Raw genomic sequence first — 24,788 nt, forward strand, 5'->3', positions numbered from 1 at the left:
CCGATGTCGTGCAGCAGCGCCGCCAGCCGCAGCACCAGGTCCGGCTCGCCCTCCTCGAGGTCGATGGCCTGGTCGAGCACGGTCAGCGAGTGCTCGTAGACGTCCTTGTGCCGGTGGTGCTCGTCACGCTCCAGCCGCAGCGCGGGGAGCTCCGGCAGGAAGTGGTCCGCGAGCCCGGTGTCGACCAGGAGCTTCAGGCCCTTCCGGGGGTGGGCGGCGAGGATCAGCTTGTTGAGCTCGTCACGCACCCGCTCCGCCGAGACGATCTCGATACGGCCCGCCATATCCGTCATCGCCCGGATCACCTCCGGCGCGACCTGAAAGTCCAGCTGAGCGGCGAAGCGCGCCGCCCGCATCATCCGCAGCGGGTCGTCCGAGAACGAGTCCTCCGGGGCGCCTGGGGTCTGCAGTACGCGCGAAGCGAGGTTCTCCAGGCCGCCGTGCGGGTCGATGAACTCCTTCTCCGGCAGCGCCACGGCCATCGCGTTGACCGTGAAGTCGCGCCGTACGAGGTCTTCCTCGATCGAGTCTCCGTAGGAGACCTCGGGCTTGCGTGAGGTCCGGTCGTACGCCTCGGACCGGTAGGTCGTCACCTCGATCTGGAAGTTCCGCTTGCGGCAGCCGACCGTGCCGAAGGCGATCCCGACCTCCCACACGCTGTCCGCCCACGGCCGCACGATCTTCAAGACGTCCTCGGGCCGGGCGTCCGTCGTGAAGTCCAGGTCGTTGCCCAGCCGACCCAGCAGCGCGTCCCGTACCGAACCGCCGACCAGTGCCAGGGTGTGACCTGCCTCCCGGAAGCGGCGGGCGAGGTCATCGGCGACGGGGGAGACCCGCAGCAGTTCACTCACGGCACGGCGCTGCGCCTGGCTCAGCGCACTCGCCGGCTGGGCGGTCTGCGCGCTCGGTGAGGTCTGCGGGATGTGGGTGTCATGGTTGGCGTTCGGCACAACAGAACAGGGTACGTGGCCCGGCCGCCCCGAGTGGCCTCACTGCGGGCCGCCGGGCCTTCGCGGTGAAGATCACAGTCTGTTCTCCGGGATGATCAGCTGGAGCACTCCCCAGCACTTCACACCTACGGACCTCGTTACCATTCGGGGACGCACATCCGACGACCACCACCGACTAAGAGGGACGGGCAGCGCGTGGCCGAGGCGGCACAGTTCCAGGGGACGCGATCTGCTCCTGCCCGCCGATGGCTGCGGAGCGCCGCCACGGTGGCACTGAGCGTGCCGCTGCTCACCGGGCTGACGCAGCTCCCCGCCGCCCCGACCGCGCAGGCCGAGTCCACGGCCACGGGCTCCCGCACCGTCGATGTCGCGATCAACTCGCTGACCCCGGTGTCCCCCACGAAGAACGACACGCTGACCGTCAAGGGCACCGTCACCAACGACGGCTCCGCCACCATCACCGGCGGCCGCATCGGCCTCCGTCTCGGCCCCACCCTCAACAGCCGCAGTGCCATCGACACGGCGGCCAAGCGCACCGGGTTCTCCTCCGCGGCCGACGGGAACGAGGTCGGCGGGAAGAACGGCACGGTGAACATCCCGTCACTGCGGGCCGGCGCCAGTGACACCTTCAGCCTCAGCGTCCCGATCGAGGACCTGGACCTGGACGCCCGCGGGATCTACCAGCTGGGCGTCTCGCTCACCGGGCAGACGAAGAACCAGCCGTACCGGCAGGTGCTCGGCATGGAGCGGACCTTCCTGCCCTGGCAGCCCTCCGCGGTCGACCGGAAGACCCGGCTGAGTTTCCTCTGGCCGCTCACGTCCTCCACCCACCTCGCTGCGAAGACCGAATCCGACCCACAGCAGACGCGCATCTTCCGCGACGACTCCCTCGCGGGCGAAATCGCGCCCGGCGGGCGCCTCCAGCAGATGGTGGCCCTCGGCAAGGGGCTCCCGGTCACGTGGGTGGTGGACCCCGACCTGCTGGCGACGGTCGAGGCGATGACCCGCAGCTACAAGATCCAGCAGCCCGACGGCAGCACCGAGGCCGGCAAGAACCAGGCCGTCGCCAAGCAGTGGCTCGACGACCTGCAGAAGGCGGTGGGCAGCCGCGAGGTCGTGGCGCTGCCGTTCGGCGACCCCGACCTCGCGTCCCTCGCCCACCGCGGCAAGGACGTGCCGGGTGCCCTCGGGCACCTGAAGTCGGCCACCGACCTCGCCTCCAAGACGGTCGAGACCATCGTCGGCGTCAAGCCGAGCACCGACTTCGCCTGGCCTGTGGAGGGCGCGATCGACACCTCGGTGGTCGACGTGGCCACCTCTGCCGGCGCGCACAACGTGATCACGCGCAGCGACAGCCTCCACGAGACCGGCGGTCTCCCGTACAGCCCGACCGCCGCGCGCCCGATCGGCCGCGGCAACACAGCGGTGGTGGCGGACTCCCGCCTGTCCAAGGGGTTCGAGGGGGATCTGGCCAGGGCGGAGGAGTCCACGCTCGCGGTGCAGCGGTTCCTCGCCCAGACGCTCATGGTCACCATGCAGGCCCCCGATCGGCAGCGCAGCATCGTCGTCGCCCCGCAGCGCGTCCCCACCGCGGGCCAGGCACGGACGATGGCCGAGGCGATCGCCGGCCTGGCGGACGCCCGCTGGACCGAGCCGCTGGACCTGGGCGACGCGGCGAAGGCCAAACCCGACCCGAGCGCCACGACCCAGGTCCCCGGCCCCGGCTCGTACCCGGGCTCGCTCCGCCGCGAGGAACTGCCGACCCGGACCTTCCAGGACATGCAGCGGGCACAGAACTCGCTCGACCGCTTCAAGGTCATCCTGTCCCAGAAGGACCGCGTGGTGACCCCCATCGGCAACGCGATCATGCGCCAGATGTCCGCCTCCTGGCGTGGCGACGCACAGGACGCCACCGCCTACCGGGACTCCGTGCAGGGCTACCTCACCGATCTCAGCCGCGAGGTCCAGCTCGTCCAGAAGTCGACGCAGACGCTGTCGGGCCGCAGCGCGACGATTCCGGTGACCGTACGGAACAACCTGGTCCAGGGTGTCGAGGGCATGAAGCTGGTCCTCCAGTCCAGCCAGCCCAACCGGCTCGAGGTCGATGAGGAGCAGACCGTCAGGATCGAGGGCGGTCACAGCCAGTCGGTGAAGTTCGACACCACGGCCAACGCGAACGGCACGGTGTGGGTGACCGCTCGGCTCTACGCCAAGGACGGCACGCCCTACGGTGCTCCGATGCGGTTCAAGGTGAAGGTCACCGAGATCACCTCGACCGTGATGCTCGTCATCGCCGGCGGCGTCCTGCTGCTCGTACTCGCCGGAATCCGCATGTACACCCAGCGCAAGCGCGCCGCCCGCAACGCCTTGGAGGCGTCGCTCCAGGAGTCGGCGGCCGCTCCCGGCGCTCCGCGCGAGCCCGCGCCAGGCGAGCAGCAGGGTGATGTGGTGCCTGACACCGAACCGGAAAGCGGCGACGCGTCCGGCGCGGGTGAGAAAGTGGACCGTTGAGCGATTTCGGGGCCGGCCGGCCCGGGACGATGAGGTGGGGTAGCGATGAACGCGCCGTACGACGGTGAGCGCGGCCAGGGCCCGGGAAGTGACCCGGCCGGCCAGGCGCCGCCCCCTGCGGACCCGTATGTTCAGGACGCCTACGCCCACGACCCATACGGCATCCAGGACCCCACGGCACAGGACCCGGTGACCGAGGCGCTGTACGACCGCTCGGCACACCCGCCGCCGCCCCCGGGCACCTACCCGGACCGGCAGCCGCTCTACCGGCAGCCCCCGGCTCCGCAGAACGCCCCCGACCCGCAGCTGTGGGCCCGGACCCCGGCTCCCGAGCCGGACGGCCCCTCCCGCGCCCTGCCGTACGGCGACGACCCCGCGACCACCCAGTTCGTGGGCGTCGACGACCTGGTCGGGCAGGCTCCGGAAGAGCGCCCGGCCGAGCAGGACGCGTTCGCCCACCTCTACCGCGACCAGCGGCAGCCGTACGAGGCACAGCGCCCCGTCCAGTCGGCCGCGCAGGCCGTGGAAGAGGCGCCGGAAGCGCCCGAGCCGACTCCCGCGCCCGCCCCGAAGCGCTCAGGCGGCCGTGCGAGCAGCATCCTCAGATCCAGCGCGCTGATGGCAGCCGGCACGATCGTCTCGCGCATCACCGGCTTCCTGCGCACTCTGGTCATCGCCGCGGCGATCGGCGTGGGCACGCTGAACGACACCTACCAGGTCGCCAACACCCTGCCGACGATGATCTACATCCTGGTCGGCGGCGGCGCGCTCAACGCGGTCTTCATCCCGCAGTTGGTGCGCGCCATGAAGAACGACGACGACGGTGGCGAGGCCTACGCCAACCGCCTGCTGACCCTGGTCGTGGTGCTGCTCGCCGGAGTCACCACGGTCTGCGTGCTGGGCGCCCCGCTCTTCATCCGCATGATGTCGACGCAGTTCGCCTCGGACCCGGCTCAGATGGACGTGGCAGTCGCCTTCGCCCACTACTGCCTGCCGACCATGTTCTTCATGGGCGTGCACGTGGTGCTCGGCCAGATCCTCAACGCGCGGGGCCGCTTCGGCGCGATGATGTGGACCCCGGTCCTGAACAACATCGTCGTCATCGCCACCTTCGGTGCCTTCATCTGGGCCTTCGGCGGCTTCACGGCGAGCGGGGTCAGCGCCGAAACGGTCACCCCCGAGGGCATCCGGCTGCTGGGCATCGGCACGCTGCTCGGCCTCACCGTCCAGGCCCTGGCCATGGTCCCGTACCTGCGGGACGCGGGCTTTCGCATCCGGCCGCGGTTCGACTGGCGCGGCCACGGCCTCGGCAAGGCCCTCGGGCTCGCCAAGTGGACCTTCTTCTTCGTCCTCGCCAACCAGCTCGGCATGGTCGTGGTGACCCAACTCGCCACCTGGGCCGGCTCGGTCGCGGAGGGCGAGGGCTACACCGGCACCGGCATCACCGCGTACAACTACGCGCTGCTGCTGTGGCAGATGCCGCAGGCGATCATCACCGTCTCCGTCATGACCGCCGTGCTGCCCCGCATCTCCCGGGCCGCCCACGACCAGGATGCCCCGGCCGTCCGCGACGACATCTCCTACGGGCTGCGCACCTCGGCGGTCGCGATCGTGCCCTGCGCCTTCGCCTTCCTCGCCCTCGGCGTCCCGATGGCGACCCTGCTGTACGCGGGCTCCGGCGAGGAGGGTGCCCGCAACATCGGCTACGTGCTGATGGCGTTCGGCCTCGGACTGATCCCGTACTCGGTGCAGTACGTCGTGCTCCGCGGTTTCTACGCCTACGAGGACACCCGCACGCCCTTCTACAACACGGTCATCGTGGCGGCCGTCAACGCCGTCGCCTCCGCCCTGTGCTTCCTCGTCCTCCCCTCCCGGTGGGCCGTCGTCGGTATGGCCGCCTCCTACGGGCTCGCCTACGCGATCGGCGTGGGCGTCGCGTGGAGCCGGCTGCGCAAGCGGCTGGGCGGTGATCTGGACGGCTCCCTTGTCCTGCGCACGTACGCCCGCCTGACGGGTGCCAGCCTGCCCGCTGCGCTGGTCGCCGGAGCGGTGGCGTACGGGATCACCCAGGGCCTGGGGAGCGGCGCCACGGGCTCGCTGGCGGCCCTGGCCGGCGGCGGGATCGCGCTGCTCGGTGTGTTCTTCGTGGCGGCCAAGCGCATGCGGATCGAGGAGCTGACGGCCATGGTCGGGATGGTCCGGGGCCGGCTGGGCCGCTGAGGCCGAGCACAACCATCGCCCGCCACCGTGTGTCGTGCATAGCGGCGGACTGTGGGCACAATTGTCTTTGCTGTGGTGCGAGAGCGTGCAACGGATGGGGAGGCAGGAGCGACGGTGGCGGAACGGAGCACGGCAGCCGTCGACGTGGCCGACAGCGGCGGCGATGAGCCGCTGACCGCCCAGGCGGACAAGGCCACGGCCGACGGGGTGGACACCCAGGACAGGCCCGGCACGGACGCGGATGCCGCCGGCGCCGCGCCGAGCCCGAGCGACGGCAGAAATTCCGCGGCCACCGGGCCCGACGTGGAGCCGCCGGAATTGCACAGCGGCCACAAGCTCGCCCGCCGTTACCGCCTCGAGGAGTGCGTCACCCGTCTGGAGGGATTCAGCAGCTGGCGTGCCGTCGACGAGAAGCTCCGCCGCGCCGTCGGAGTGCACGTCCTGCCCGCCGACCACCCGCGGGCCCGCCCGGTGCTCGCCGCCGCCCGCTCCGCCGCCCTTCTCGGCGACCCCCGCTTCGTCCAGGTCCTCGACGCCGTCGAGGAGAACGACCTTGTCTACGTCGTCCACGAGTGGCTGCCCGACGCGACCGAGCTCACCACGGTGCTCGCCTCCGGGCCACTGGAGCCCCACGACGCGTACCAGCTCGTCAGCCAGGTCTCCCAGGCGATGTCCGCCGCCCACCGCGAGGGTCTGGCACACCTGCGCCTGACCCCCAGCTCCGTACTGCGCACCGAATCCGGCCAGTACCGCATCCGCGGGCTCGCGGTCATGGCCGCGCTCCGCGGCATCAAGACGGACCATCCGCAGCGCACCGACACCGAGGCGATCGGCGCGCTCCTCTACGCCGCGCTGACGCGCCGCTGGCCCTACGAGGAGCACGCCTACGGGCTGTCCGGCCTGCCCAAGGGTGTCGGGCTGATCCGCCCCGACCAGGTGCGGGCAGGAGTCCACCGCGGGCTCGCCGACCTCGCCATGCGCGCCCTGGTCAACAACGGCGCCACCCCGTCACGGCAGGAACAGCCCTGCACCACGCCCGAGGAGCTGGCCAAGGCAGTCGCCGCGCTGCCGCGTATCCGCCCTCCGGAGCCTTCCTTCGCCCGCCCCTCGTACCAGCCCACGGCCTACCAGCAGGGCGCCTACCGCCAGCCGCCGAACCGGACCGGTGCCGCTGCCCCCAGCCGGCCCGTCCCGGTTCCTCCGCCGCCGCTGGAGAGCCGTACGGGCAAGATCCTCAAGTGGACGGTCGCGGCCCTGCTCATCGCGGCGCTCGGGCTGGGCAGTTGGCAGCTCGCGGACACGCTGATGGACCAGGAGAACCAGTCCGACGACTCGGGCAGGGCACAGGCCTCCGGGGACGGCGAGGGGAAGCGGAAGGACCCGGGGTCCCCGCTGAAGATCGCCGACGTGACCGAGTTCTCCCCGCTGGCGTCCCCCGTAGCCTCGGGCAAGGTCGGCAACACCGTCGACGGTGACGCGGGCACCGCCTGGATCACCCCGCGCTACGAGGGCTACGCGAACTTCGGCAACCTTCCGCAGCGGGCACAGGGCAGTGGTCTCATCGTCGACCTGGGCAGCGTCAAGGACGTGTCCGGGCTCGACATCGGCATGTACCGCGAAGGCCAGAAGGTCGAGGTGCTCGCGGCGGACGGGTCCGCTGCCGCACCGACGGCCCTGGACGACTTCTCCCAGCGGCTCACCAAGCCGGCCACCGCCGGGCGCTCCCTCAAGACGACCCTCGACAAGCCGGTGCGGACGCGATACGTACTGATCCACATCACCGAACTCCCCTCGGACGGGTCGGGCAGCGGATACCGCGGCGGGGTCTCGGAGATCAGGATCACGGGCTGATCGTCGGCCCAACGACGAAGGGGAGGGCCCGAGTTGGACGACGCCATCAGCGGCGCCGTAAGCGACCAGGACCTCCTTGACCGCCATGTGGCGGGGGACCTGGAGGCGTTCGGGGAGATAGTCCGGCGTCACAGGGATCGGCTCTGGGCAGTCGCCCTGCGCACTCTCGGCGACCGCGAGGAAGCCGCCGACGCCGTCCAGGACGCGCTGATCTCTGCCTATCGGGCGGCCCACACCTTCCGTGGCCAGTCCGCCGTCACGACCTGGCTGCACCGCATCACCGTCAACGCCTGCCTGGACCGGATCCGCAAGGCGGCCTCCCGGCGCACGTCTCCCATCGCGGAGACCGATCGCCTCGACCAGCTCCTCGAGCCCCACGAGTCCGCGGCGGCACCCGCCGAGCGCGGTCTCCTCCACCGGGAACTGATCCAGGCCCTCGCCACCCTCCCGGCCGAGCAGCGCGCGGCGCTCGTCCTCGTCGACATGCAGGGCTATCCGGTCGCGGAGGCCGCCCAGATCCTCGACGTGCCAGTCGGGACCGTGAAGAGCCGCTGTGCGCGCGGGAGAGCCCGGCTGGTGCCGATGCTCGCCCATCTGCGAGGCGGCGAGGGGAATGATCCGCCCCCGGGTGAGGGAAGGAACCGGACGCAGGGGCCATCCGTCCCAGCGGCAGGATCTACGAGCACAGATGCCGTGAAAGGCGGAGGTGGGCGAGCATGACATCCTCGGCCGACACGGATCAGCACCCGGACGTCGCGGAGATCTCCGCCCTCACCGAAGGCCGGCTCCGGCCGGACCTGGCCACCGAAGTACGCGATCACCTGGCGGACTGCGAGCTGTGCGCCGAGGTCCGTGAATCCCTCGACGAGATCCGCTCGCTGCTCGGGAGCCTGCCGGGCCCGGCGCGGATGCCCGCCGACATCGCCGGCCGCATCGACGCGGCCCTCGCCGCCGAGGCTCTGCTGGACTCGACAGCGCCGCCGGCTGTTTCACGTGAAACCGAGAGCCGGACCGGTCGAGGCAGCTCTGCATCGAGTCCCGACGCCCCCGTTTCACGTGAAACCGCGCCTCCCGTCTGCGAGACCGCGTCTCCGAGCCGACCCCATGGGCATCCCAAGGCCGCCACAGGGCCCGGTCGCCCTGGCGCTCGCCGTCGCTGGCGTACGGCGGTCTTCGGCGCGGCGTGCGCGGTGGCGGTGGCAGCTCTCGTCGGGGTGGCCGTACAGGCCTTCAACCCAGCGGGGAGCGACCGCACCTCCACAGCCCAGGGCGCCGACGTCAAGGCGGACAGCGGTTCCTCCACCACTGACCTCAGCGCCCGGGTGGACCGCCTCCTCGCCGCGTCCCCGAAGGCAGAGAAAGCCCCCTCGGGCGGGGTCACGGCCGAGTCCAACCGGAATCGGACGATGCGGGGGTCCGCCGTCACCGTCCCCACCTGTGTGCGAGCCGGGATCGGCCGGACCGATGCCCCGCTGGCGGCTGAGCGGATGCCCTACCGGGGCGCCGACGCCTATCTCGTCGTGCTGTCGCATGTCGCTGACGCCCAGCGGGTCGACGTCTTCGTGGTCGACTCCTCCTGCACCACCAAGACCCCTCAGGGCCCGGGTGAGGTTCTGCTGAGAGACGTCTACAAGCGGGGATGAGCCTCACAGCGTGCGCCGGTCCGCGCCGGGAATGCCAGCCCCGTAGGATCCGTTGGGTGGGATGTGAGTCCCCCATGGACCCAGAAGGCAGTCGGCAGAGACGAGGAAGACACCCGTGAGCGACGTCCGTAACGTGATCATCATCGGCTCCGGGCCGGCGGGATACACCGCGGCGCTGTACACCGCGCGCGCCTCCCTGAAGCCTCTCGTCTTCGAGGGCGCCGTCACCGCCGGCGGTGCGCTGATGAACACCACCGAGGTGGAGAACTTCCCCGGCTTCCGCGACGGCATCATGGGTCCGGACCTGATGGACAACATGCGAGCCCAGGCCGAGCGCTTCGGTGCCGAGCTCATCCCCGACGACATCGTCGCGGTCGACCTGGCGGGTGAGATCAAGACCGTCACCGACTCGGCCGGAACCGTCCACCGCGCCAAGACCGTGATCGTTACGACCGGCTCGCAACACCGCAAGCTGGGCCTGCCGCGCGAGGACGAGCTGTCCGGCCGCGGGGTCTCCTGGTGCGCCACCTGCGACGGGTTCTTCTTCAAGGACCAGGACATCGCCGTGGTGGGCGGCGGCGACACCGCGATGGAGGAGGCGACCTTCCTCTCCCGCTTCGCCAAGTCGGTCACCATCGTGCACCGCCGCGACGCCCTCCGCGCCTCCAAGGCCATGCAGGAACGCGCCTTCGCCGACCCGAAGATCTCCTTCGCCTGGGACAGCGAGGTCGCCGAGATCCACGGTGACCAGAAGCTCTCCAGCCTGACCCTGCGCAACACCAAGACCGGCGAGCAGTCCGAGCTCGCGGTGACCGGGCTGTTCATCGCGGTCGGCCACGACCCGCGCACCGAACTGTTCAAGGGCCAGCTGGAGCTCGACGCCGAGGGCTACCTCAAGGTCGAGGCCCCCTCGACCAGGACCAACCTCCCGGGCGTCTTCGCCGCCGGTGACGTGGTCGACCACACCTACCGCCAGGCCATCAGCGCCGCGGGCACCGGGTGTTCGGCGGCTCTGGACGCCGAACGGTTCCTGGCCGCGCTGAGCGACACGCGGCCCTCGGAGCCCGAGAAGGCCGCAGCGGCCCTCTGACACTGACCTTCCCCCTACGCAACGACCGACTAGGAGAGACCGCCATGGCCGGCCCCCTCAAGAACGTGACCGACGCATCCTTCGACGAGGACGTCCTCAAGAACGACAAGCCCGTGCTCGTCGACTTCTGGGCTGCCTGGTGCGGCCCATGCCGCCAGATCGCCCCGTCCCTCGAGGCGATCGCGGCCGAGCACGGCGACAAGATCGAGATCGTCAAGCTGAACATCGACGAGAACCCGGCCACGGCCGCCAAGTACGGCGTCATGTCGATCCCGACGCTGAACGTCTACCAGCACGGCGAGGTGGCCAAGACCATCGTCGGTGCCAAGCCGAAGGCCGCCATCGTCCGCGACCTCGAGGACTTCATCGGCTGACGCCCGCGCCGTTTCACGTGAGGCCCGCCTTCTCTTGAGGGCGGGCCTGTTCCCGTCTCCGCGGCCGGACTGCCCGTTCTCCCGGGCGGTTCAGAGCGGTCGGAGGGCGGGTTCCTTCTGGACGGCGCCGAGCAGCCGGTCCAGCGCCAGCTCGACATCCTCCTTCCAGGAGATCGTGGTCCGCAGTTCCAACCTCAACCGCGGGAAGCGGTGGTGGGGGCGGACGGTCTTGAAGCCGACCGCCAGGAGGTGCTCAGCGGGCAGCACACACGCCGGCTCCTTCCAACGGGTGTCCCCGAAGGCCTCGATCGCCTTGAACCCCCTTCGGAGGAGATCCTTCGCCACGGTCTGCACCATGATGCGGCCGAGCCCCTGCCCCTGGTAGCCGGGCATGATCCAGGCCGTCATCAGCTGAACGGCATCGGGCGACACCGGGCTCGTGGGAAAGGCCATGGACCGCGGTACGTAGGCGGGGGGCGCGTACAGGACGAACCCCACGGGTACCTCGTCGACGTACACCACGCGGCCGCAGGATCCCCATTCGAGCAGCACCGCGGAGATCCAGGCTTCCTTCTCCAGCGCCGGGTGGCCTGCCTTCGCCGCGGCTTCCCCGCTGACCGGGTCGAGTTCCCAGAAGACGCAGGACCGGCAGCGCTTGGGGATGTCCGGAAGATTGTCCAGTGTGAGCGGTACGAGCCGACGCCCCATTCAGCCAGTCCTCACTTCCCTAACCTGCCGCTCCACGAGCGGCCGCCGACGCTCCCCGTTCCCTGAGGAGGTCGCCGACGGAATCCCCGAACGCATCGTATCCACGTGGCGATTCCACCGATACCGCAATAAAGCAAAGGGCGAGCCGTGTCCCGGTGACCGAGACCTCAAGAGAGTCCCAACGCCACTCCGGCACCACGGCCCGCCCTCAGCAGGGGAGGAAGCGGGGAGTTCACTCCCCGTCTTGCTCTTCTGCCTCCTCGGAGAGCTTCTCTCCCAGCACGCGCCCCTCGCCGGGAGCCATCGAGCCGAGGATCCGCTCGAGATCCTCTATCGAGGCGAACTCGACGACGATCTTCCCCTTCTTCTGCCCCAGGTCCACCTTCACCCGGGTCTCGAAGCGGTCCGACAGCCGGGAGGCAAGGTCGTTGAGGGCGGGGGACAACCTGGTTCCTGCCCGGGGCCCCTTGGTCTTCGGAACGCTGCTGGGCTGGGAGCCCATCAAGGTCACAATCTCCTCGATGGCCCGAACCGACAGCCCTTCGGCCACGATCCGGTGCGCCAGCCGATCCTGGGCTTCGGAGTCCTCGACCGACAGCAACGCGCGGGCGTGCCCCGCCGAGAGCACCCCGGCTGCCACCCGGCGCTGGACCGAGGGGGACAGCTTCAGCAACCGCAGTGTGTTGGAGACCTGGGGACGCGAGCGTCCGATGCGGTCGGCCAGCTGGTCGTGGGTGCAGTTGAAGTCCTTGAGAAGCTGGTCGTAGGCCGCGGCCTCTTCCAGCGGGTTCAGCTGCGCCCGGTGCAGGTTCTCCAGCAGCGCGTCGAGCAGGAGCTTCTCGTCGTCGGTCGCCCGGACAATCGCCGGGATCCGCTCCAGACCGGCCTCACGGCACGCCCGCCAGCGGCGCTCACCCATGATGAGCTCATACCGCTCGGCGCCCAACTGCCGTACGACGACCGGCTGGAGAAGGCCGACCTCCTGAATGGAGGTGACCAGTTCCGCCAGCGCGTCCTCGTCGAACACCTCACGCGGCTGACGGGGGTTGGGCGTGATGGAGTCCAGCGGCAGTTCCGCGAAGTGCGCCCCGCTGGGCTGCTCTTCGGCCGCCGGCGCGACCTGCTCCTCGACCGGGAGAATCTCCGCCTCGGGGGAGACACCGCTCCTGGGCAGGGTGGCCACCTTGGCCGCAGCCACTCCACGGTCCGCCGGGATCACCGGTACGGCTGCCGGGGAGGTGGCCCCGACACCCACGGCCGGGGAGACGCTGCCCGGTCCCTGCGGAGCCGCGGGAATCAGAGCGCCGAGCCCGCGGCCCAGCCCCCTACGTCGTTCACTCACTACGTCCCTCCGACATGCTCTGCTGCTCCTGCTGAGTGTTCTGGCCCGCGATGTGCGGGTGCTGGGGGTCGTACTGCACACCCACTCCGCGCAGGGCGATCTCCCGGGCCGCTTCGAGGTACGAGAGCGAGCCACTGGAGCCAGGATCATAGGTGAGGACGGTCTGCCCGTAGCTGGGCGCCTCGGAAATCCGGACCGACCTCGGAATGCTCGTCCGCAGCACCTCGCCGCCGAAGTGGCTGCGCACCTCGTCCGCCACTTGGGAAGCGAGCCGGGTCCTGCCGTCGTACATGGTCAGCAGGATGGTCGAGACGTGCAGTTCGGGGTTGAGATGGCCCCGCACCAGATCGACGTTGCGCAGCAACTGCCCGAGGCCTTCGAGCGCGTAGTACTCGCACTGGATCGGGATCAGCACCTCCGCACCGGCGACCAGAGCGTTCACGGTGAGAAGGCCGAGCGAGGGCGGGCAGTCGATCAGGATGTAGTCCAGGGGCTGTTCGTAGCCCTGGATCGCCTTCTGGAGTCGGCTTTCCCGTGCGACGAGGGAGACGAGCTCGATCTCGGCGCCGGCCAGGTCGATGGTGGCGGGGGCGCAGAAGAGCCCCTCCACATCGGTCACCGGCTGCACGACCTCGGAGAGCGGCTTACTCTCGACCAACACGTCGTAGATCGAGGGCACTTCGGCGTGGTGGTCGATGCCCAGGGCCGTTGAGGCGTTCCCCTGCGGGTCCAGGTCGATCACCAGAACCCGTGCGCCGTGCAGGGCAAGTGAGGCTGCGAGATTGACCGTTGTCGTGGTCTTGCCGACCCCGCCCTTCTGGTTGGCGACCACCATCACCCGGGTCTGTTCAGGCCGTGGCAGACCCTCGCCCGCGCGCCCGAGCGCTTCAACCGCCAGTTGGGCGGCTCGACCGATGGGCGTGTCGTCCATCGGGGGAGGCGTTTCACGTGAAACATCCTCCCCCGCCGATTCGGTACGGGGACCGGGGACCGGATCGGTCATCGGTCCCGCGATGTTGGCGTCGGACCGCAAGGATTCACTCTCCTCGACTTCAGGCTCGCAATGAACAGAGCCTGCCATGCTTTCGGGGTCGTGAACCAGCGAGGCCCGTTCTCCTGTGGATGAATCCGTACCCGCAGACCGATTCTGCGGTACGGGATGCACCCCCCGAGACGGAATAGTAAGGTCCCGCGATCCGGCGGCTGCCCGACCGCGGCTGATGATCCCATGCAGCAGTGAGCGACGTTTCACGTGAAACACGATGCACGGACTGAATCCCCTACGCCGTCACGACACTCCGATTTGGGTAGTTTTGCCAGCTTGTATGGAGCATTGGGCAGACTGGTCAGCGTCGCCGACGGGCCCGTCCCGTACGGGCGGCCTTGGCTCGCTTCGCGGCGAAGCGCACGCCGCCGGGGCTCTCGCCCACCTCGACGCGTACGACCGTCGAGGGCGGATCCACGACGCCCTCGCCGACGTGGAAGACGGATGACTCGACGACTCCGAGCTTGCTGAGCGCGGCGCGCGCGCCCTTCAGCTCCTCCTCGGCCGTGTCCCCCTTGAGGGCCAGCATCTCGCCGTAGGGCCGCAGCAGCGGAACGCCCCAGCCGGCCAAGCGGTCCAGCGGGGCCACGGCGCGTGCCGTCACCACATGCACCGGGGGCAGCTTCCCCAGCACCTCCTCGGCGCGGCCACGTACCACCATGACGTGATCCAGGCCGAGCAACTCGACAACTTCCTCAAGGAAGTTCGTCCGCCGGAGCAGCGGCTCCAGCAGAGTGATCCGCAGATCCGGGCGCACCAAGGCCAGGGGGATGCCCGGCAGGCCCGCGCCTGAGCCCACATCGCACACCGAGACGCCCTCGGGCACGGCTTCGGACAGCACCGCGCAGTTGAGCAGATGGCGTTCCCAGAGCCTGGGCACCTCACGCGGCCCGATCAGGCCACGCCTCACCCCTGCGTCGGCGAGCAGCTCGCCGTATCGGACGGCCTCCGGGAAGCGATCACCGAAAACCGCCTCTGCCTGTTGGGGCGCCGGTGGGAGCTCCGCTGCCTCCGTCACGAGTCCGTCCTTCCGTCCATACGTCGCGGGCTGACTGTCGGGCTGAAAAGTTCGGCCCCGCCTGGGATCAGGCGGGGCCGTGAACACCGGGATCCGGTTCCGGTCAGGCCGGGAGGACGACGACGCAGCGCTGGGGCTCCTCGCCCTCGGACTCGCTGCGCAGCCCCGCCGCCGCGACCGCGTCGTGGACGACCTTGCGCTCGAAGGGCGACATCGGCTCCAGCTTCACCGGCTCGCCGCTGCCCTGCACCTCCTGGACCGCCTTGGCGCCGAGCTCCGCGAGCTCCTCGCGCTTGCGAGCCCGGAAGCCGGCGATGTCCAGCATCAGCCGGCTGCGGTCGCCGGTCTCACGGTGCACCGCGAGCCGGGTGAGCTCCTGGAGCGCCTCCAGCACCTCGCCGTCCCGGCCCACCAGCTTCTGCAGGTCGCGGCTGGTCGAGTCGCTGATGATCGAGACCGAGGCCCGGTCGGCCTCGACATCCATGTCGATGTCGCCGTCGAGATCCGCGATGTCCAGCAGGGCCTCGAGGTAGTCGGCCGCGATCTCCCCCTCCTGCTCGAGGCGGGTCAGGGTGTCCGCACCCTCGGCGGCAGGGGTCGTGCCTTCCGTCACTGGAGGGCCTCCTTACTTCTTGGACGGGTGCTTGGGCCGCTGCTGGCCCTTGCGCTGTCCGGACTTGGCGTTACGGGAAGAGGAGCCACCGGACTCGCCGGACGGCTTCGCCTCATCGGACGGCTTCGGCTCATCGGCGTCCTCGGCCGACTGCTTCTTCAGCGAGGGCTGCTCGGTGGAGTCGTCGGACGCGGCGTCCTTGGTGGTCTGTGCGGCGCCGGACTGGCGCTTGGCCTTGCTCTGGCGCTTCGGCTGCTGACGGCCCGCCCGGGCGGCCTCGGCGGCCTTCTTCGCCTCGACCTCGGCGGGGTCCTCCTTGAGCTTGCCCTTGGCGCGCAGCCGCTCCTGGCGCTCCTTGAACGCAAGGCTGCCCGGCGTGGGGTTCCGGTGGATCACGTACATCTGCTGGCCCATGGTCCACACGTTGGTGGTCAGCCAGTAGACGAGGACACCGACGGGGAAGTTGATACCGAAGACGGCGAACATGATGGGGAAGACGTACATCAGCATCTTCTGCTGCTGCATGAACGGCGTCTTCACCGTGAGGTCGACGTTCTTGGTCATCAGCTGGCGCTGCGTGTAGAACTGCGACAGCGACATCAGAACGATCATGATGACCGTGACGACCCGGACGTCGGTCAGCGTGGCACCGAGCGAACCGACCTTGTCGGCGCTGTCCAGGAACTTCGAGGCGATCGGGGCACCGAAGATCTTGGCGCTCCGCGCGCTGTCGACGAGGTCCTGGTTCATCACGCCGACGGCCTTGTCGTTCGCGATGTGGTTGAGGACCTGGTAGAGCGAGATGAAGAACGGCGACTGCGCCAGGATCGGGAGGCAGCTCGAGAGCGGGTTGGTACCCGTCTCCCGATAGAGCTTCATCATCTCCTCGGACTGGCGCTGCTTGTCGTTCTTGTAGCGCTCCTGGATCGCCTTCATCTTCGGCTGGAGCGCCTGCATGTTCCGCGTCGCCTTGATCTGCTTCACGAAGAGCGGGATCAGGCAGATACGGATCAGGATCACCAGCGAAACGATGGACAGACCCCAGGCCAAGCCGCCGTCCTTGTCGAAGACAAGGCTGTACAGCGAATGGAACTGGACGATGATCCAGGAAACTGCGGTATAGAGAGGACCGAGGATCGTGTCCACGAATCAGGCTCCTTGGGCGTTGGGCTGAGTCTCGGGCTGTCCCGTCGGCGGGTTGGCGGAGCTTTCGCTCCACCGGTTGCGGAGCCGCTGGTGCCAGACCGGATGCTTCCGGGGAGGAACGTGGTCGACGCCACCGAGCGACCACGGGTTGCAGCGCAGGATGCGCCAAGCGGTCAAGGCCGTGCCCTTGACCGCGCCGTGCACGTCGATGGCCTGGTAGCCGTAGTGCGAGCACGACGGGTAGTACTTGCAGACCGGCCCGAGGAGCGGGCTGATGGTCCACTGGTACAGCTTGATCAACCAGAGCAGCGGGTACTTCATCGCTGCGCCCTCCCGTGGGCTTCGCCGTTGGAGGCGCTCCCGTCGAAGGGGGAAGTGCCCCCGCCGAGCAGCCGCTGCAGCGCGGTGTCCAGGTCGCGGGCCAGCTGGTGGTGGTCCGCCTCGCCGGCACCGGGCAACGCCCGCACGACAACCAGGCTACCTGCGGGCAGCAGAGCGAGCCGGTCCCGTACGAGGTGACGCAGTCGCCGCTTCACGAGGTTGCGGACGACGGCGCCGCCGACGGCCTTGCTCACGACGAAACCCGCACGTGCCGGGGGAGCGTTCTCCCCAGACGCATGCGGGTCCGTACCCCTCTGCTCGGTGGAGGGGGCGCTTCGATAGTGGACGACGAGGAGAGGGCGCCCGGCCCTGCGTCCTCGGCGTACCGCGGCCGCAAAGTCCTCGCGCCGCCTCAGCCGATGCTCGGTAGGCAGCACTGCATGGACCTTGAGGTCAGGCTGCTCAGGCCGACAGACGCGCGCGACCCTTGCCACGGCGGGACGCGAGGATCGCGCGACCGGCGCGGGTGCGCATACGCAGACGGAAGCCGTGGGTCTTCGCGCGGCGGCGGTTGTTCGGCTGGAAGGTGCGCTTGCTCACTCGGGGGCTCCAGAAATGAATCGTGTGGTGCGGGACATCGCCTGGCTGTCACCGTGCGCCCACGAGTAGCTCGCAATACGCCCGAGTGCACCGCTTCTTGATCACGGACCGTGATCCATGCCCATCGGAGGCAGGCGGCAGCAGCCATCGACAACTCGACCTGGTCACGGTACGCGCGGCTACGCCATCCGGTCAAACCGGCGATCAGGGGGGACACGCGTCCCCGCCACAGCCTCCCGACTACGGCCCAGGCCATGCACCATGGCACATTCATGCACACCCTGTGGACAACGACTTGAACCACGTGCGTCGCCCTGACTACCGTGACTGAACTCCGTTTCCTTCCCGCCCGTCCCGAGAACCACACATTCGTGGGACCTGTCGGCGCCACCCCCCACCCAGCGAGTGAGAGAGCGTGCCCTGTGGCTGACGTACCTGCCGATCTTGCCGCAGTGTGGCCACGCGTGCTCGACCAGCTCCTCGGGGAAGGCCATGGGATCGAGGCGAAGGACCAGCGCTGGCTCAAGGACTGCCAGCCCCTGGTCCTGGTGGCCGGGACGGCCGTGCTGGCCGTCCCCAACGAGTACGCCAAGGGCGTGCTGGAGGGCCGGCTCTCCCCGCTGATCAGCGATGCGCTGAGCCGCGAGTGCAACCAGCCCGTGCGCCTGGCGGTCACGGTCAGCGCCGCCGAGACCGCGCCGCCCGCGCCCGCCGCACCGCAGAACCCAGTGCCCCAGCAGCCGCGCTACGACGAGCCGCCCCACCCCGAGCCCCCGCGCGACCACGACCGCGTCCCTCCACGCGACCACGGCCAGGAGCGGGCCCGCGTACTCGACCAGGACCGGAACCGGGACGCGTACGAGGGCTACGACGGGTACGACTCCTATGGGCGCCCGGGGGACCAGATGCCCACCGCTCGCCCCGCCTACCCCGAGTACCAGCAGAGCAGGCCCGAGCCCGGCGCCTGGCCGCGGACGCCCGGCGGTATGGGCGGAGGCGGGCCGCGCGACGACTACGGCTGGCAGCAGCAGCGGCTCGGCGGCTTCCCCGAGCACGACCCGTACGCTTCGCCGCGCGGCGCTTCCCAGCAGGAGCGGCCCCAGCGCTACGACGAGCCGCAGCGGCCGCCGGCCCTCCAGGGCGACTACCGCTCCCCGGCCGGGGAGCACCCGCCGTACGAGCAGCAGCGGCGCGACATCCCGGAGCAGGGCACGGGCCGCTCGCACACCGGCCACTCCCGCCCGGGCTCCTCGCACCCCGGTGGCTCCCACGGCGGGCCGCCCGCGCCCAGCGGTGCTCCCGGGCCGCTCGCCGCGCAGCCCGCGCCCGCCACGGGTCCGGGGGAGCCGACCGCGCGGCTGAACCCGAAGTACCTCTTCGACACCTTCGTCATCGGCGCGTCCAACCGCTTCGCGCACGCGGCCGCCGTCGCGGTCGCCGAGGCGCCGGCCAAGGCGTACAACCCCCTGTTCATCTACGGGGAGTCGGGGCTGGGGAAGACCCACCTGCTGCATGCGATCGGGCACTACGCGCGCAGCCTCTACCCCGGCACGCGGGTGCGGTACGTGAGCTCCGAGGAGTTCACCAACGAGTTCATCAACTCCATCCGCGACGGGAAGGCGGACGCGTTCCGCAAGCGCTACCGCGACATGGACATCCTCCTGGTCGACGACATCCAGTTCCTCGCGAGCAAGGAGTCGACGCAGGAGGAGTTCTTCCACACGTTCAACACGCTGCACAACGCCAACAAGCAGATCGTGCTGTCCTCGGACCGGCCGCCCAAGCAGCTGGTGACCCTGGAGGACCGGCTGCGGAACCGCTTCGAGTGGGGGCTGATCACCGATGTCCAGCCGCCCGAGCTGGAGACCCGGATCGCGATCCTCCGTAAGAAGGCGGTGCAGGAGCAGCTCAACGCTCCGCCGGAGGTACTGGAGTTCATCGCCTCGCGGATCTCGCGCAACATCCGTGAGCTGGAGGGGGCGCTGATCCGGGTCACCGCTTTCGCGAGCCTCAACCGGCAGCCCGTGGACCTCGGGCTGACCGAGATCGTCCTCAAGGACCTGATCCCGGGCGGCGAGGACGCGGCGCCCGAGATCACCGCCACGGCCATCATGGCCGAGACGGCGCAGTACTTCGGGCTGACCGTGGACGACCTGTGCGGCTCCTCGCGCAGCCGGGTGCTGGTGACGGCCCGGCAGATCGCCATGTACCTGTGCCGGGAGCTGACGGATCTGTCCCTGCCGAAGATCGGTGCGCAGTTCGGCGGTCGCGACCACACGACGGTGATGCACGCCGACCGCAAGATCCGCGCGTTGATGGCCGAGCGGCGCTCCATCTACAACCAGGTCACCGAGCTCACCAACCGCATCAAGAACGGCTGACCGGAAGGCCCTTGAGGGGCCGTTCCGAGAACCTCACGGCGTCCGAAGGGCGCTCCGGGAACCAACTCCCGGAGCGCCCTTCGTCGTTCCCGCGCCGTCGGCTGTTCGATTGGTGACGGGGCATACGGCCTTCTCCACAGCATCGGGCCGGAGTAGCCGTCCACACCCTGGGGACCGCAGAGTTGTCCAGATGGGGACAGTGGGAACTGTGGGCAGAGGGGCGTCGTACGAGGTCAGGTGCGTGTGGAAATGTGGTCAACGAGGTTCCACAGACTGTGGATGAATCCGTTGCCCACAGGGTGTGTGCTCCGTTGTCCACCGCCTGCCCACAGGCTGGGGCCGGTTGCCCACAGCTTTTCCCCACCCTTGTCCACTGTTCGGCAACGGGACACCCGCTCTCACCGGGGCGAGTGAAAGGCGTCACATCAAAGTGCCCGGTTGGCCTGGGGAGAACGTGGGTAATTCTGGGGATGGCGCTGGGGAGAACCGGGCCAAGGCTGTGCATCGAGTGTGCAGAACTTTTCGGTGTCCACAGCTGAGCCGGGTTTTCCACGACCCTCGCCCACAGGGCCGGTGGACAAAAAATGTGCTGTGACCTGGGCAGACCTGGTTTTCCACGGTTTCCACAGGCCCTACTACTACTACCAAGTAGATCTACCGGGAAACTCCTCCGGAAACGGGGCCTGTGCACAACTCGCCTCGAGGCCGCCCGACACCCGAGGCGGCGACTTGACCCCGACCGGCGCCGACTGTCAGCGGTGTGCGTCAGACTGTTCCCCGGCATCGTTCCCCGCTGAGGGCGGCGGAACACATGCCGACAGGAAGGCCAGCAGGGCGAGCCAGCAACAGCAGGAGGCGGTTCCGGTGAAGATCCGGGTGGAGCGCGATGTACTCGCGGAGGCGGTGGCCTGGGCGGCACGCAGCCTTCCGGCCCGTCCTCCGGTGCCCGTTCTCGCGGGCCTGCTGCTGAAGGCGGAGGAGAGCAGCCTGAGCCTCTCCGGCTTCGACTACGAGGTCTCGGCTCGCGTCTCGGTCGAGGCGGATGTGGAGGAGGACGGCACGGTCCTCGTCTCCGGCCGGCTCCTCGCCGACATCTGCCGCGCTCTTCCCAACAGGCCTGTGGAGATCTCCACCGACGGCGCCCGGGTGACCGTGGTCTGCGGCTCCTCGCGATTCACACTCCACACCCTGCCTGTGGAGGAGTACCCGGCGCTGCCGCAGATGCCGACCGCGACCGGCACCGTCCCCGGTGAGGTCTTCGCCGCGGCCGCCGCCCAGGTCGCCATCGCCGCGGGCCGCGACGACACCCTGCCGGTGCTCACCGGTGTGCGGATCGAGATCGAGGGCGACACCGTCACGCTGGCCGCGACCGACCGCTACCGCTTCGCCGTCCGCGAGTTCCTGTGGAAGCCCGAGACGCCGGACACCTCCGCGGTCGCCCTGGTCCCGGCCAAGACCCTGCTGGACACGGCCAAGTCGCTGACCAGCGGCGACACCGTCAGCATCGCCCTCGCCGGCTCGGGTTCCGGCGAGGGCCTGATCGGCTTCGAGGGCGCCGGGCGGCGTACGACCACGCGACTGCTCGAAGGCGACCTGCCGAAGTACCGCACGCTCTTCCCGACCGAGTTCAACTCCGTGGCCGTGATCGAGACCGCGCCGTTCGTCGACGCCGTCAAGCGCGTCGCGCTCGTCGCCGAGCGGAACACCCCGGTCCGGCTGAGCTTCGAGCAGGGTGTCCTGATCCTCGAGGCCGGGTCGAGCGACGACGCACAGGCTGTGGAGCGCGTGGACACCCAGCTGGAGGGCGACGACATCTCGATCGCCTTCAACCCCGGCTTCCTGCTGGAGGGCCTGAGCGCCATCGACTCCCCCGTCGCCCAGCTGTCGTTCACGACCTCCACCAAGCCCGCGCTGCTCAGCGGCAAGCCGGCAGTGGACGCCGAGGCGGACGAGGCGTACAAGTACCTGATCATGCCGGTGCGGTTGAGCGGTTGAGCCGCCGCACCGCGCATGCTCCCCGCGGAATGAGCACGGGGAGCCCACAGGTGAGCGCCGAGGGGCGGGCGTAGGCTCGGCCGCAGCCAGACACCTCCAGCACTACGTCACAAAGGATCACTGATGGAGCTCGGTCTCGTCGGCCTCGGCAAGATGGGCGGCAACATGCGCGAGCGCATCCGCCGCGCAGGCCACACCGTCATCGGATACGACCGCAACCCGGATGTCGCCGATGTCCACAGCCTGGAAGATCTGGTGGGCCGGCTGAGCGGACCGCGCGTCGTATGGGTCATGGTCCCGGCCGGGGTCCCCACCCAGACGACCATCGACGAGCTGGCCTCGCTGCTCTCCCCCGGCGACATCGTCGTGGACGGCGGCAACTCCCGCTGGACCGACGACGAGCGCCACGCCGAGCAGCTGAACGCCAAAGGCATCGGCTTCGTCGACTGCGGTGTCTCCGGCGGCGTCTGGGGCCTGGAGAACGGCTACGCGCTCATGTACGGCGGCGCCGCCGAGCATGTCGCGAAGGTCGGGCCGATCTTCGACGCGCTCAAGCCGGAGGGCGACTTCGGCTCGGTCCACGCGGGCAAGGTCGGTGCGGGCCACTTTGCGAAGATGGTCCACAACGGCATCGAGTACGCGATGATGCAGGCCTTCGCCGAGGGCTGGGAGCTGCTGGAGGCCGTCGACTCCGTCACCGACGTCCGCGAGGTCTTCCGCAGCTGGCAGGAGGGCACCGTCATCCGCTCCTGGCTGCTCGACCTGGCCGTCAAGGCCCTGGACGGCGACGAGCACCTGGAGAAGCTCAAGGGCTACGCGTCCGACTCCGGCGAGGGCCGCTGGACCGTCGAGGCCGCCATCGACAACGCCGTGCCGCTGCCCGCGATCACCGCGTCCCTCTTCGCCCGCTTCGCCTCCCGCCAGGAGGACTCCCCGCAGATGAAGATGATCGCCGCGCTGCGCAACCAGTTCGGCGGCCACGCGGTCGAGCAAGCCTGACGGCCGACCCCGCGGAACCAGCGGAACGACAACGAGGGAGGCCGGCGGCGCAGGCCGCAGCGCGCTCATGCACGTATCGCATCTGTCGCTCGCCGACTTCCGCTCGTACGCCCGGGTCGAGGTCCCGCTCGAGCCGGGCGTCTCGGCTTTCGTGGGCCCCAACGGCCAGGGCAAGACGAACCTCGTCGAGGCGGTCGGCTACCTCGCCACCCTCGGCAGCCACCGGGTCTCCTCGGACGCGCCGCTGGTGCGGATGGGTGCCGACCGGGCGGTCGTCCGGGCGGCGGTCGTGCAGGGCGGGCGACAGCAGCTCATCGAGCTGGAGTTGAACCCCGGCCGGGCCAACCGCGCCCGGATCAACCGGTCTTCACAGGTCAGGCCGCGGGACGTGCTCGGGCTCGTCCGCACCGTCATCTTCGCGCCGGAGGACCTCGCTCTGGTCAAGGGCGACCCCGGTGAGCGCCGCCGCTTCCTGGACGAGTTGATCACCGCGCGCTCGCCCCGGATGGCCGGCGTCCGCTCCGACTACGAGCGGGTCCTCAAGCAGCGCAACACCCTCCTCAAGAGCGCCGCCATGGCGCGCCGGCACGGCGGCCGCTCCCTGGACCTGTCCACCCTCGACGTCTGGGACCAGCACCTGGCCCGCGCCGGGGCCGAACTGCTCGCGCAGCGCCTGGATCTGATCGCCGCGCTGCAACCGCTCGCGAGCAAGGCGTACGAGCAACTGGCGCCCGGTGGCGGAGCGGTGGCGCTCGACTACCGCGGTTCCGCGGGCGGGACACCGGAGGCCGCCGGCCGGGAGGAGCTGTGCGAGCTGCTGCTCGGGGCGCTCGGCGAGGCACGCAAGCAGGAGATCGAGCGGGGCGTGACGCTCGTCGGACCGCACCGGGACGACCTGCTGCTGGGCCTCGGCGGGATGCCGGCGAAGGGGTACGCGAGCCACGGCGAGTCCTGGTCGTACGCGCTTGCCCTGCGCCTCGGCTCGTATGACCTGTTGCGGGCGGAGACCGCCATGGGGCCCGAGGGGCCTTCGAGCGAGGGCAGCAGCGGGCGGCGGGCGGGCGAGCCCGTGCTCGTACTGGACGACGTCTTCGCGGAGTTGGACGCGCGGCGGCGGGAGCGGCTGGCCGAACTGGTCGCGCCGGGCGAGCAGGTGCTGGTGACGGCCGCGGTGGACGAGGACGTTCCGGCGCTGCTGGCCGGGGCGCGGTACGCGGTGGGCGAGGGGTCGGTGGAGCGCGTATGAGCTCGCAGTCCCCCGAGCCCGCCAAGCGGCCGGAGTCCACCGGTGTGGATCTGGCGCGGGTCGCGCTGCGGGCGGCGAAGGAGCAGGCGCGGGCGCGTGGCGCGGCCGCCCAGCAGAAGAAGCAGGCCCGCCGCGGAGGCCTGCGTTCCGGGGCGCGGGCGGACGGCCGGGACCCGCTGCCGCTCGGCGCCGCGATCAACCGCCTGATCACCGAGCGCGGGTGGGAGGCCCCGGCCGCCGTGGGCGGGGTGATGGGGCGCTGGCCGCAGATCGTGGGTCCCGAGGTGGCGCTCCACTGCGAGCCGCAGAAGTACGACGAGGACGCGCGGGTGCTGACCGTGCAGTGCGATTCGACGGCCTGGGCGACGCAGCTGCGGCTGCTGGCGCCCCAGCTGGTGGCCCGGCTGAACGCCGATCTCGGCCAGTCCACGGTCAAGTTGATCAAGGTGCAGGGGCCGGGCGGGCCGCGGCAGCGGTTCGGCCCGCTGCGCGCACCGGGCAGCCGGGGGCCGGGCGACACCTACGGGTGACCGAAAGCCATCGGGTCCCGTGTCGGGTCCGCGGGGTTACCGCGGGTTGCCAAGGGCCGAAACGGGCGTCCCGCACCGTAGCGGACGGTTGACGCACGGAAGCGCTGAGCGGCGCTGTGAGCCTCTCGGGCCCCGGGGCCACATATGGGGAGTCGGCGGACGCCAGTTCAGGGCGCCACATGCGGACCCAGGCGCCCGCAAACCC

22 protein-coding genes are annotated in these 24,788 nt (G+C 70.0%); 12 read left to right on the forward strand and 10 right to left on the reverse strand.

Features of this window, described 5'->3' with window-relative positions; translation table 11 throughout:
- Positions 1-950 (reverse strand): CCA tRNA nucleotidyltransferase (locus AOK16_RS10340; protein ID WP_079101232.1); only part of this gene is annotated, 950 nt, incomplete at its 3' end.
- Between the two features lie 195 nt (positions 951-1,145).
- On the opposite strand from AOK16_RS10340, the gene AOK16_RS10345 reads away from it, so the two are divergent.
- The 7 genes from AOK16_RS10345 (at position 1,146) to trxA (ending at position 10,639) form a co-directional block, all read left to right on the forward strand.
- On the forward strand, positions 1,146-3,461 hold the full coding sequence (locus tag AOK16_RS10345; protein ID WP_205627659.1) for a DUF6049 family protein: 2,316 nt from the start codon (positions 1,146-1,148) through the stop codon (positions 3,459-3,461).
- A gap of 45 nt (positions 3,462-3,506) precedes the next feature.
- Positions 3,507-5,681 (forward strand): murein biosynthesis integral membrane protein MurJ, encoded by a 2,175-nt coding sequence (gene murJ, locus AOK16_RS10350; RefSeq protein ID WP_055471954.1) that lies wholly within the window; start codon positions 3,507-3,509, stop codon positions 5,679-5,681.
- Positions 5,682-5,795: 114 nt separating this feature from the next.
- Complete coding sequence (locus AOK16_RS10355; protein ID WP_055471955.1) at positions 5,796-7,532, forward strand: protein kinase family protein; 1,737 nt, start codon at positions 5,796-5,798, stop codon at positions 7,530-7,532.
- Between the two features lie 33 nt (positions 7,533-7,565).
- Positions 7,566-8,252, forward strand: a complete 687-nt coding sequence (gene sigM / locus AOK16_RS10360; RefSeq protein ID WP_055471956.1) for an RNA polymerase sigma factor SigM — start codon at positions 7,566-7,568, stop codon at positions 8,250-8,252.
- Positions 8,249-9,175 (forward strand): anti-sigma factor, encoded by a 927-nt coding sequence (locus AOK16_RS10365; protein WP_055471957.1) that lies wholly within the window; start codon positions 8,249-8,251, stop codon positions 9,173-9,175. The genes sigM and AOK16_RS10365 overlap by 4 nt, the downstream gene beginning before the upstream one ends.
- A 115-nt stretch (positions 9,176-9,290) precedes the next feature.
- Positions 9,291-10,265 carry a thioredoxin-disulfide reductase gene (trxB, locus tag AOK16_RS10370; RefSeq protein ID WP_055471958.1) on the forward strand — a complete coding sequence of 325 codons (975 nt, stop codon included), beginning with the start codon at positions 9,291-9,293 and terminating at the stop codon, positions 10,263-10,265.
- Positions 10,266-10,309: 44 nt separating this feature from the next.
- A complete protein-coding gene (trxA, locus tag AOK16_RS10375; RefSeq protein WP_055471959.1) occupies positions 10,310-10,639 on the forward strand; it encodes a thioredoxin in 330 nt (109 codons plus the stop codon).
- Positions 10,640-10,729: 90 nt separating this feature from the next.
- Here the strand turns inward: trxA and AOK16_RS10380 are convergent, their stop codons facing one another.
- From AOK16_RS10380 to rpmH, 9 genes are all read right to left on the reverse strand, one after another.
- Positions 10,730-11,347, reverse strand: coding sequence for a GNAT family N-acetyltransferase (locus AOK16_RS10380; protein ID WP_055471960.1), 618 nt, complete (start codon positions 11,345-11,347; stop codon positions 10,730-10,732).
- A 232-nt stretch (positions 11,348-11,579) separates the two neighbouring features.
- A complete protein-coding gene (locus tag AOK16_RS10385; protein ID WP_079101233.1) occupies positions 11,580-12,689 on the reverse strand; it encodes a ParB/RepB/Spo0J family partition protein in 1,110 nt (369 codons plus the stop codon).
- Entirely contained in the window at positions 12,682-13,770 is a 1,089-nt protein-coding gene (locus AOK16_RS10390; RefSeq protein WP_079101234.1) for a ParA family protein, read from the reverse strand. The genes AOK16_RS10385 and AOK16_RS10390 overlap by 8 nt, the downstream gene beginning before the upstream one ends.
- A gap of 265 nt (positions 13,771-14,035) precedes the next feature.
- Positions 14,036-14,752, reverse strand: coding sequence for a 16S rRNA (guanine(527)-N(7))-methyltransferase RsmG (gene rsmG / locus AOK16_RS10395; RefSeq protein ID WP_055471963.1), 717 nt, complete (start codon positions 14,750-14,752; stop codon positions 14,036-14,038).
- Positions 14,753-14,855: 103 nt separating this feature from the next.
- The gene (locus tag AOK16_RS10400; RefSeq protein WP_055471964.1) at positions 14,856-15,365 is read right to left on the reverse strand and encodes a Jag family protein; all 510 of its coding nucleotides are present in this window, start codon (positions 15,363-15,365) and stop codon (positions 14,856-14,858) included.
- Between the two features lie 12 nt (positions 15,366-15,377).
- Entirely contained in the window at positions 15,378-16,511 is a 1,134-nt protein-coding gene (gene yidC, locus AOK16_RS10405; protein ID WP_055471965.1) for a membrane protein insertase YidC, read from the reverse strand.
- 3 nt (positions 16,512-16,514) lie between these two features.
- Positions 16,515-16,832 (reverse strand): membrane protein insertion efficiency factor YidD, encoded by a 318-nt coding sequence (gene yidD / locus AOK16_RS10410; protein ID WP_055471966.1) that lies wholly within the window; start codon positions 16,830-16,832, stop codon positions 16,515-16,517.
- Positions 16,829-17,269: a ribonuclease P protein component gene (gene rnpA, locus AOK16_RS10415; protein WP_055471967.1), complete on the reverse strand. Its 441-nt coding sequence runs from the start codon at positions 17,267-17,269 to the stop codon at positions 16,829-16,831. The genes yidD and rnpA overlap by 4 nt, the downstream gene beginning before the upstream one ends.
- 25 nt (positions 17,270-17,294) lie before the next feature.
- Positions 17,295-17,432 carry a 50S ribosomal protein L34 gene (rpmH, locus tag AOK16_RS10420; RefSeq protein WP_003949374.1) on the reverse strand — a complete coding sequence of 46 codons (138 nt, stop codon included), beginning with the start codon at positions 17,430-17,432 and terminating at the stop codon, positions 17,295-17,297.
- Positions 17,433-17,854: 422 nt separating this feature from the next.
- On the opposite strand from rpmH, the gene dnaA reads away from it, so the two are divergent.
- The 5 genes from dnaA to AOK16_RS10445 all read left to right on the forward strand — a co-directional run bounded on the left by dnaA (position 17,855) and on the right by AOK16_RS10445 (position 24,583).
- Positions 17,855-19,813: a chromosomal replication initiator protein DnaA gene (gene dnaA, locus AOK16_RS10425; protein ID WP_079101235.1), complete on the forward strand. Its 1,959-nt coding sequence runs from the start codon at positions 17,855-17,857 to the stop codon at positions 19,811-19,813.
- An 864-nt stretch (positions 19,814-20,677) separates the two neighbouring features.
- Entirely contained in the window at positions 20,678-21,808 is a 1,131-nt protein-coding gene (gene dnaN / locus AOK16_RS10430) for a DNA polymerase III subunit beta (RefSeq protein WP_055471969.1), read from the forward strand.
- A gap of 123 nt (positions 21,809-21,931) precedes the next feature.
- On the forward strand, positions 21,932-22,807 hold the full coding sequence (gnd, locus tag AOK16_RS10435; RefSeq protein ID WP_055471970.1) for a phosphogluconate dehydrogenase (NAD(+)-dependent, decarboxylating): 876 nt from the start codon (positions 21,932-21,934) through the stop codon (positions 22,805-22,807).
- Between the two features lie 67 nt (positions 22,808-22,874).
- Positions 22,875-24,053 carry a DNA replication/repair protein RecF gene (gene recF, locus AOK16_RS10440; RefSeq protein ID WP_055471971.1) on the forward strand — a complete coding sequence of 393 codons (1,179 nt, stop codon included), beginning with the start codon at positions 22,875-22,877 and terminating at the stop codon, positions 24,051-24,053.
- Positions 24,050-24,583: a DciA family protein gene (locus AOK16_RS10445; protein WP_055471972.1), complete on the forward strand. Its 534-nt coding sequence runs from the start codon at positions 24,050-24,052 to the stop codon at positions 24,581-24,583. The genes recF and AOK16_RS10445 overlap by 4 nt, the downstream gene beginning before the upstream one ends.
- The last annotated feature ends 205 nt before the right edge of the window (positions 24,584-24,788 follow it).

The organism is Streptomyces pathocidini, from assembly GCF_001418495.1.
GTDB classification, from domain to species: Bacteria; Actinomycetota; Actinomycetes; order Streptomycetales; family Streptomycetaceae; genus Streptomyces; species Streptomyces pathocidini.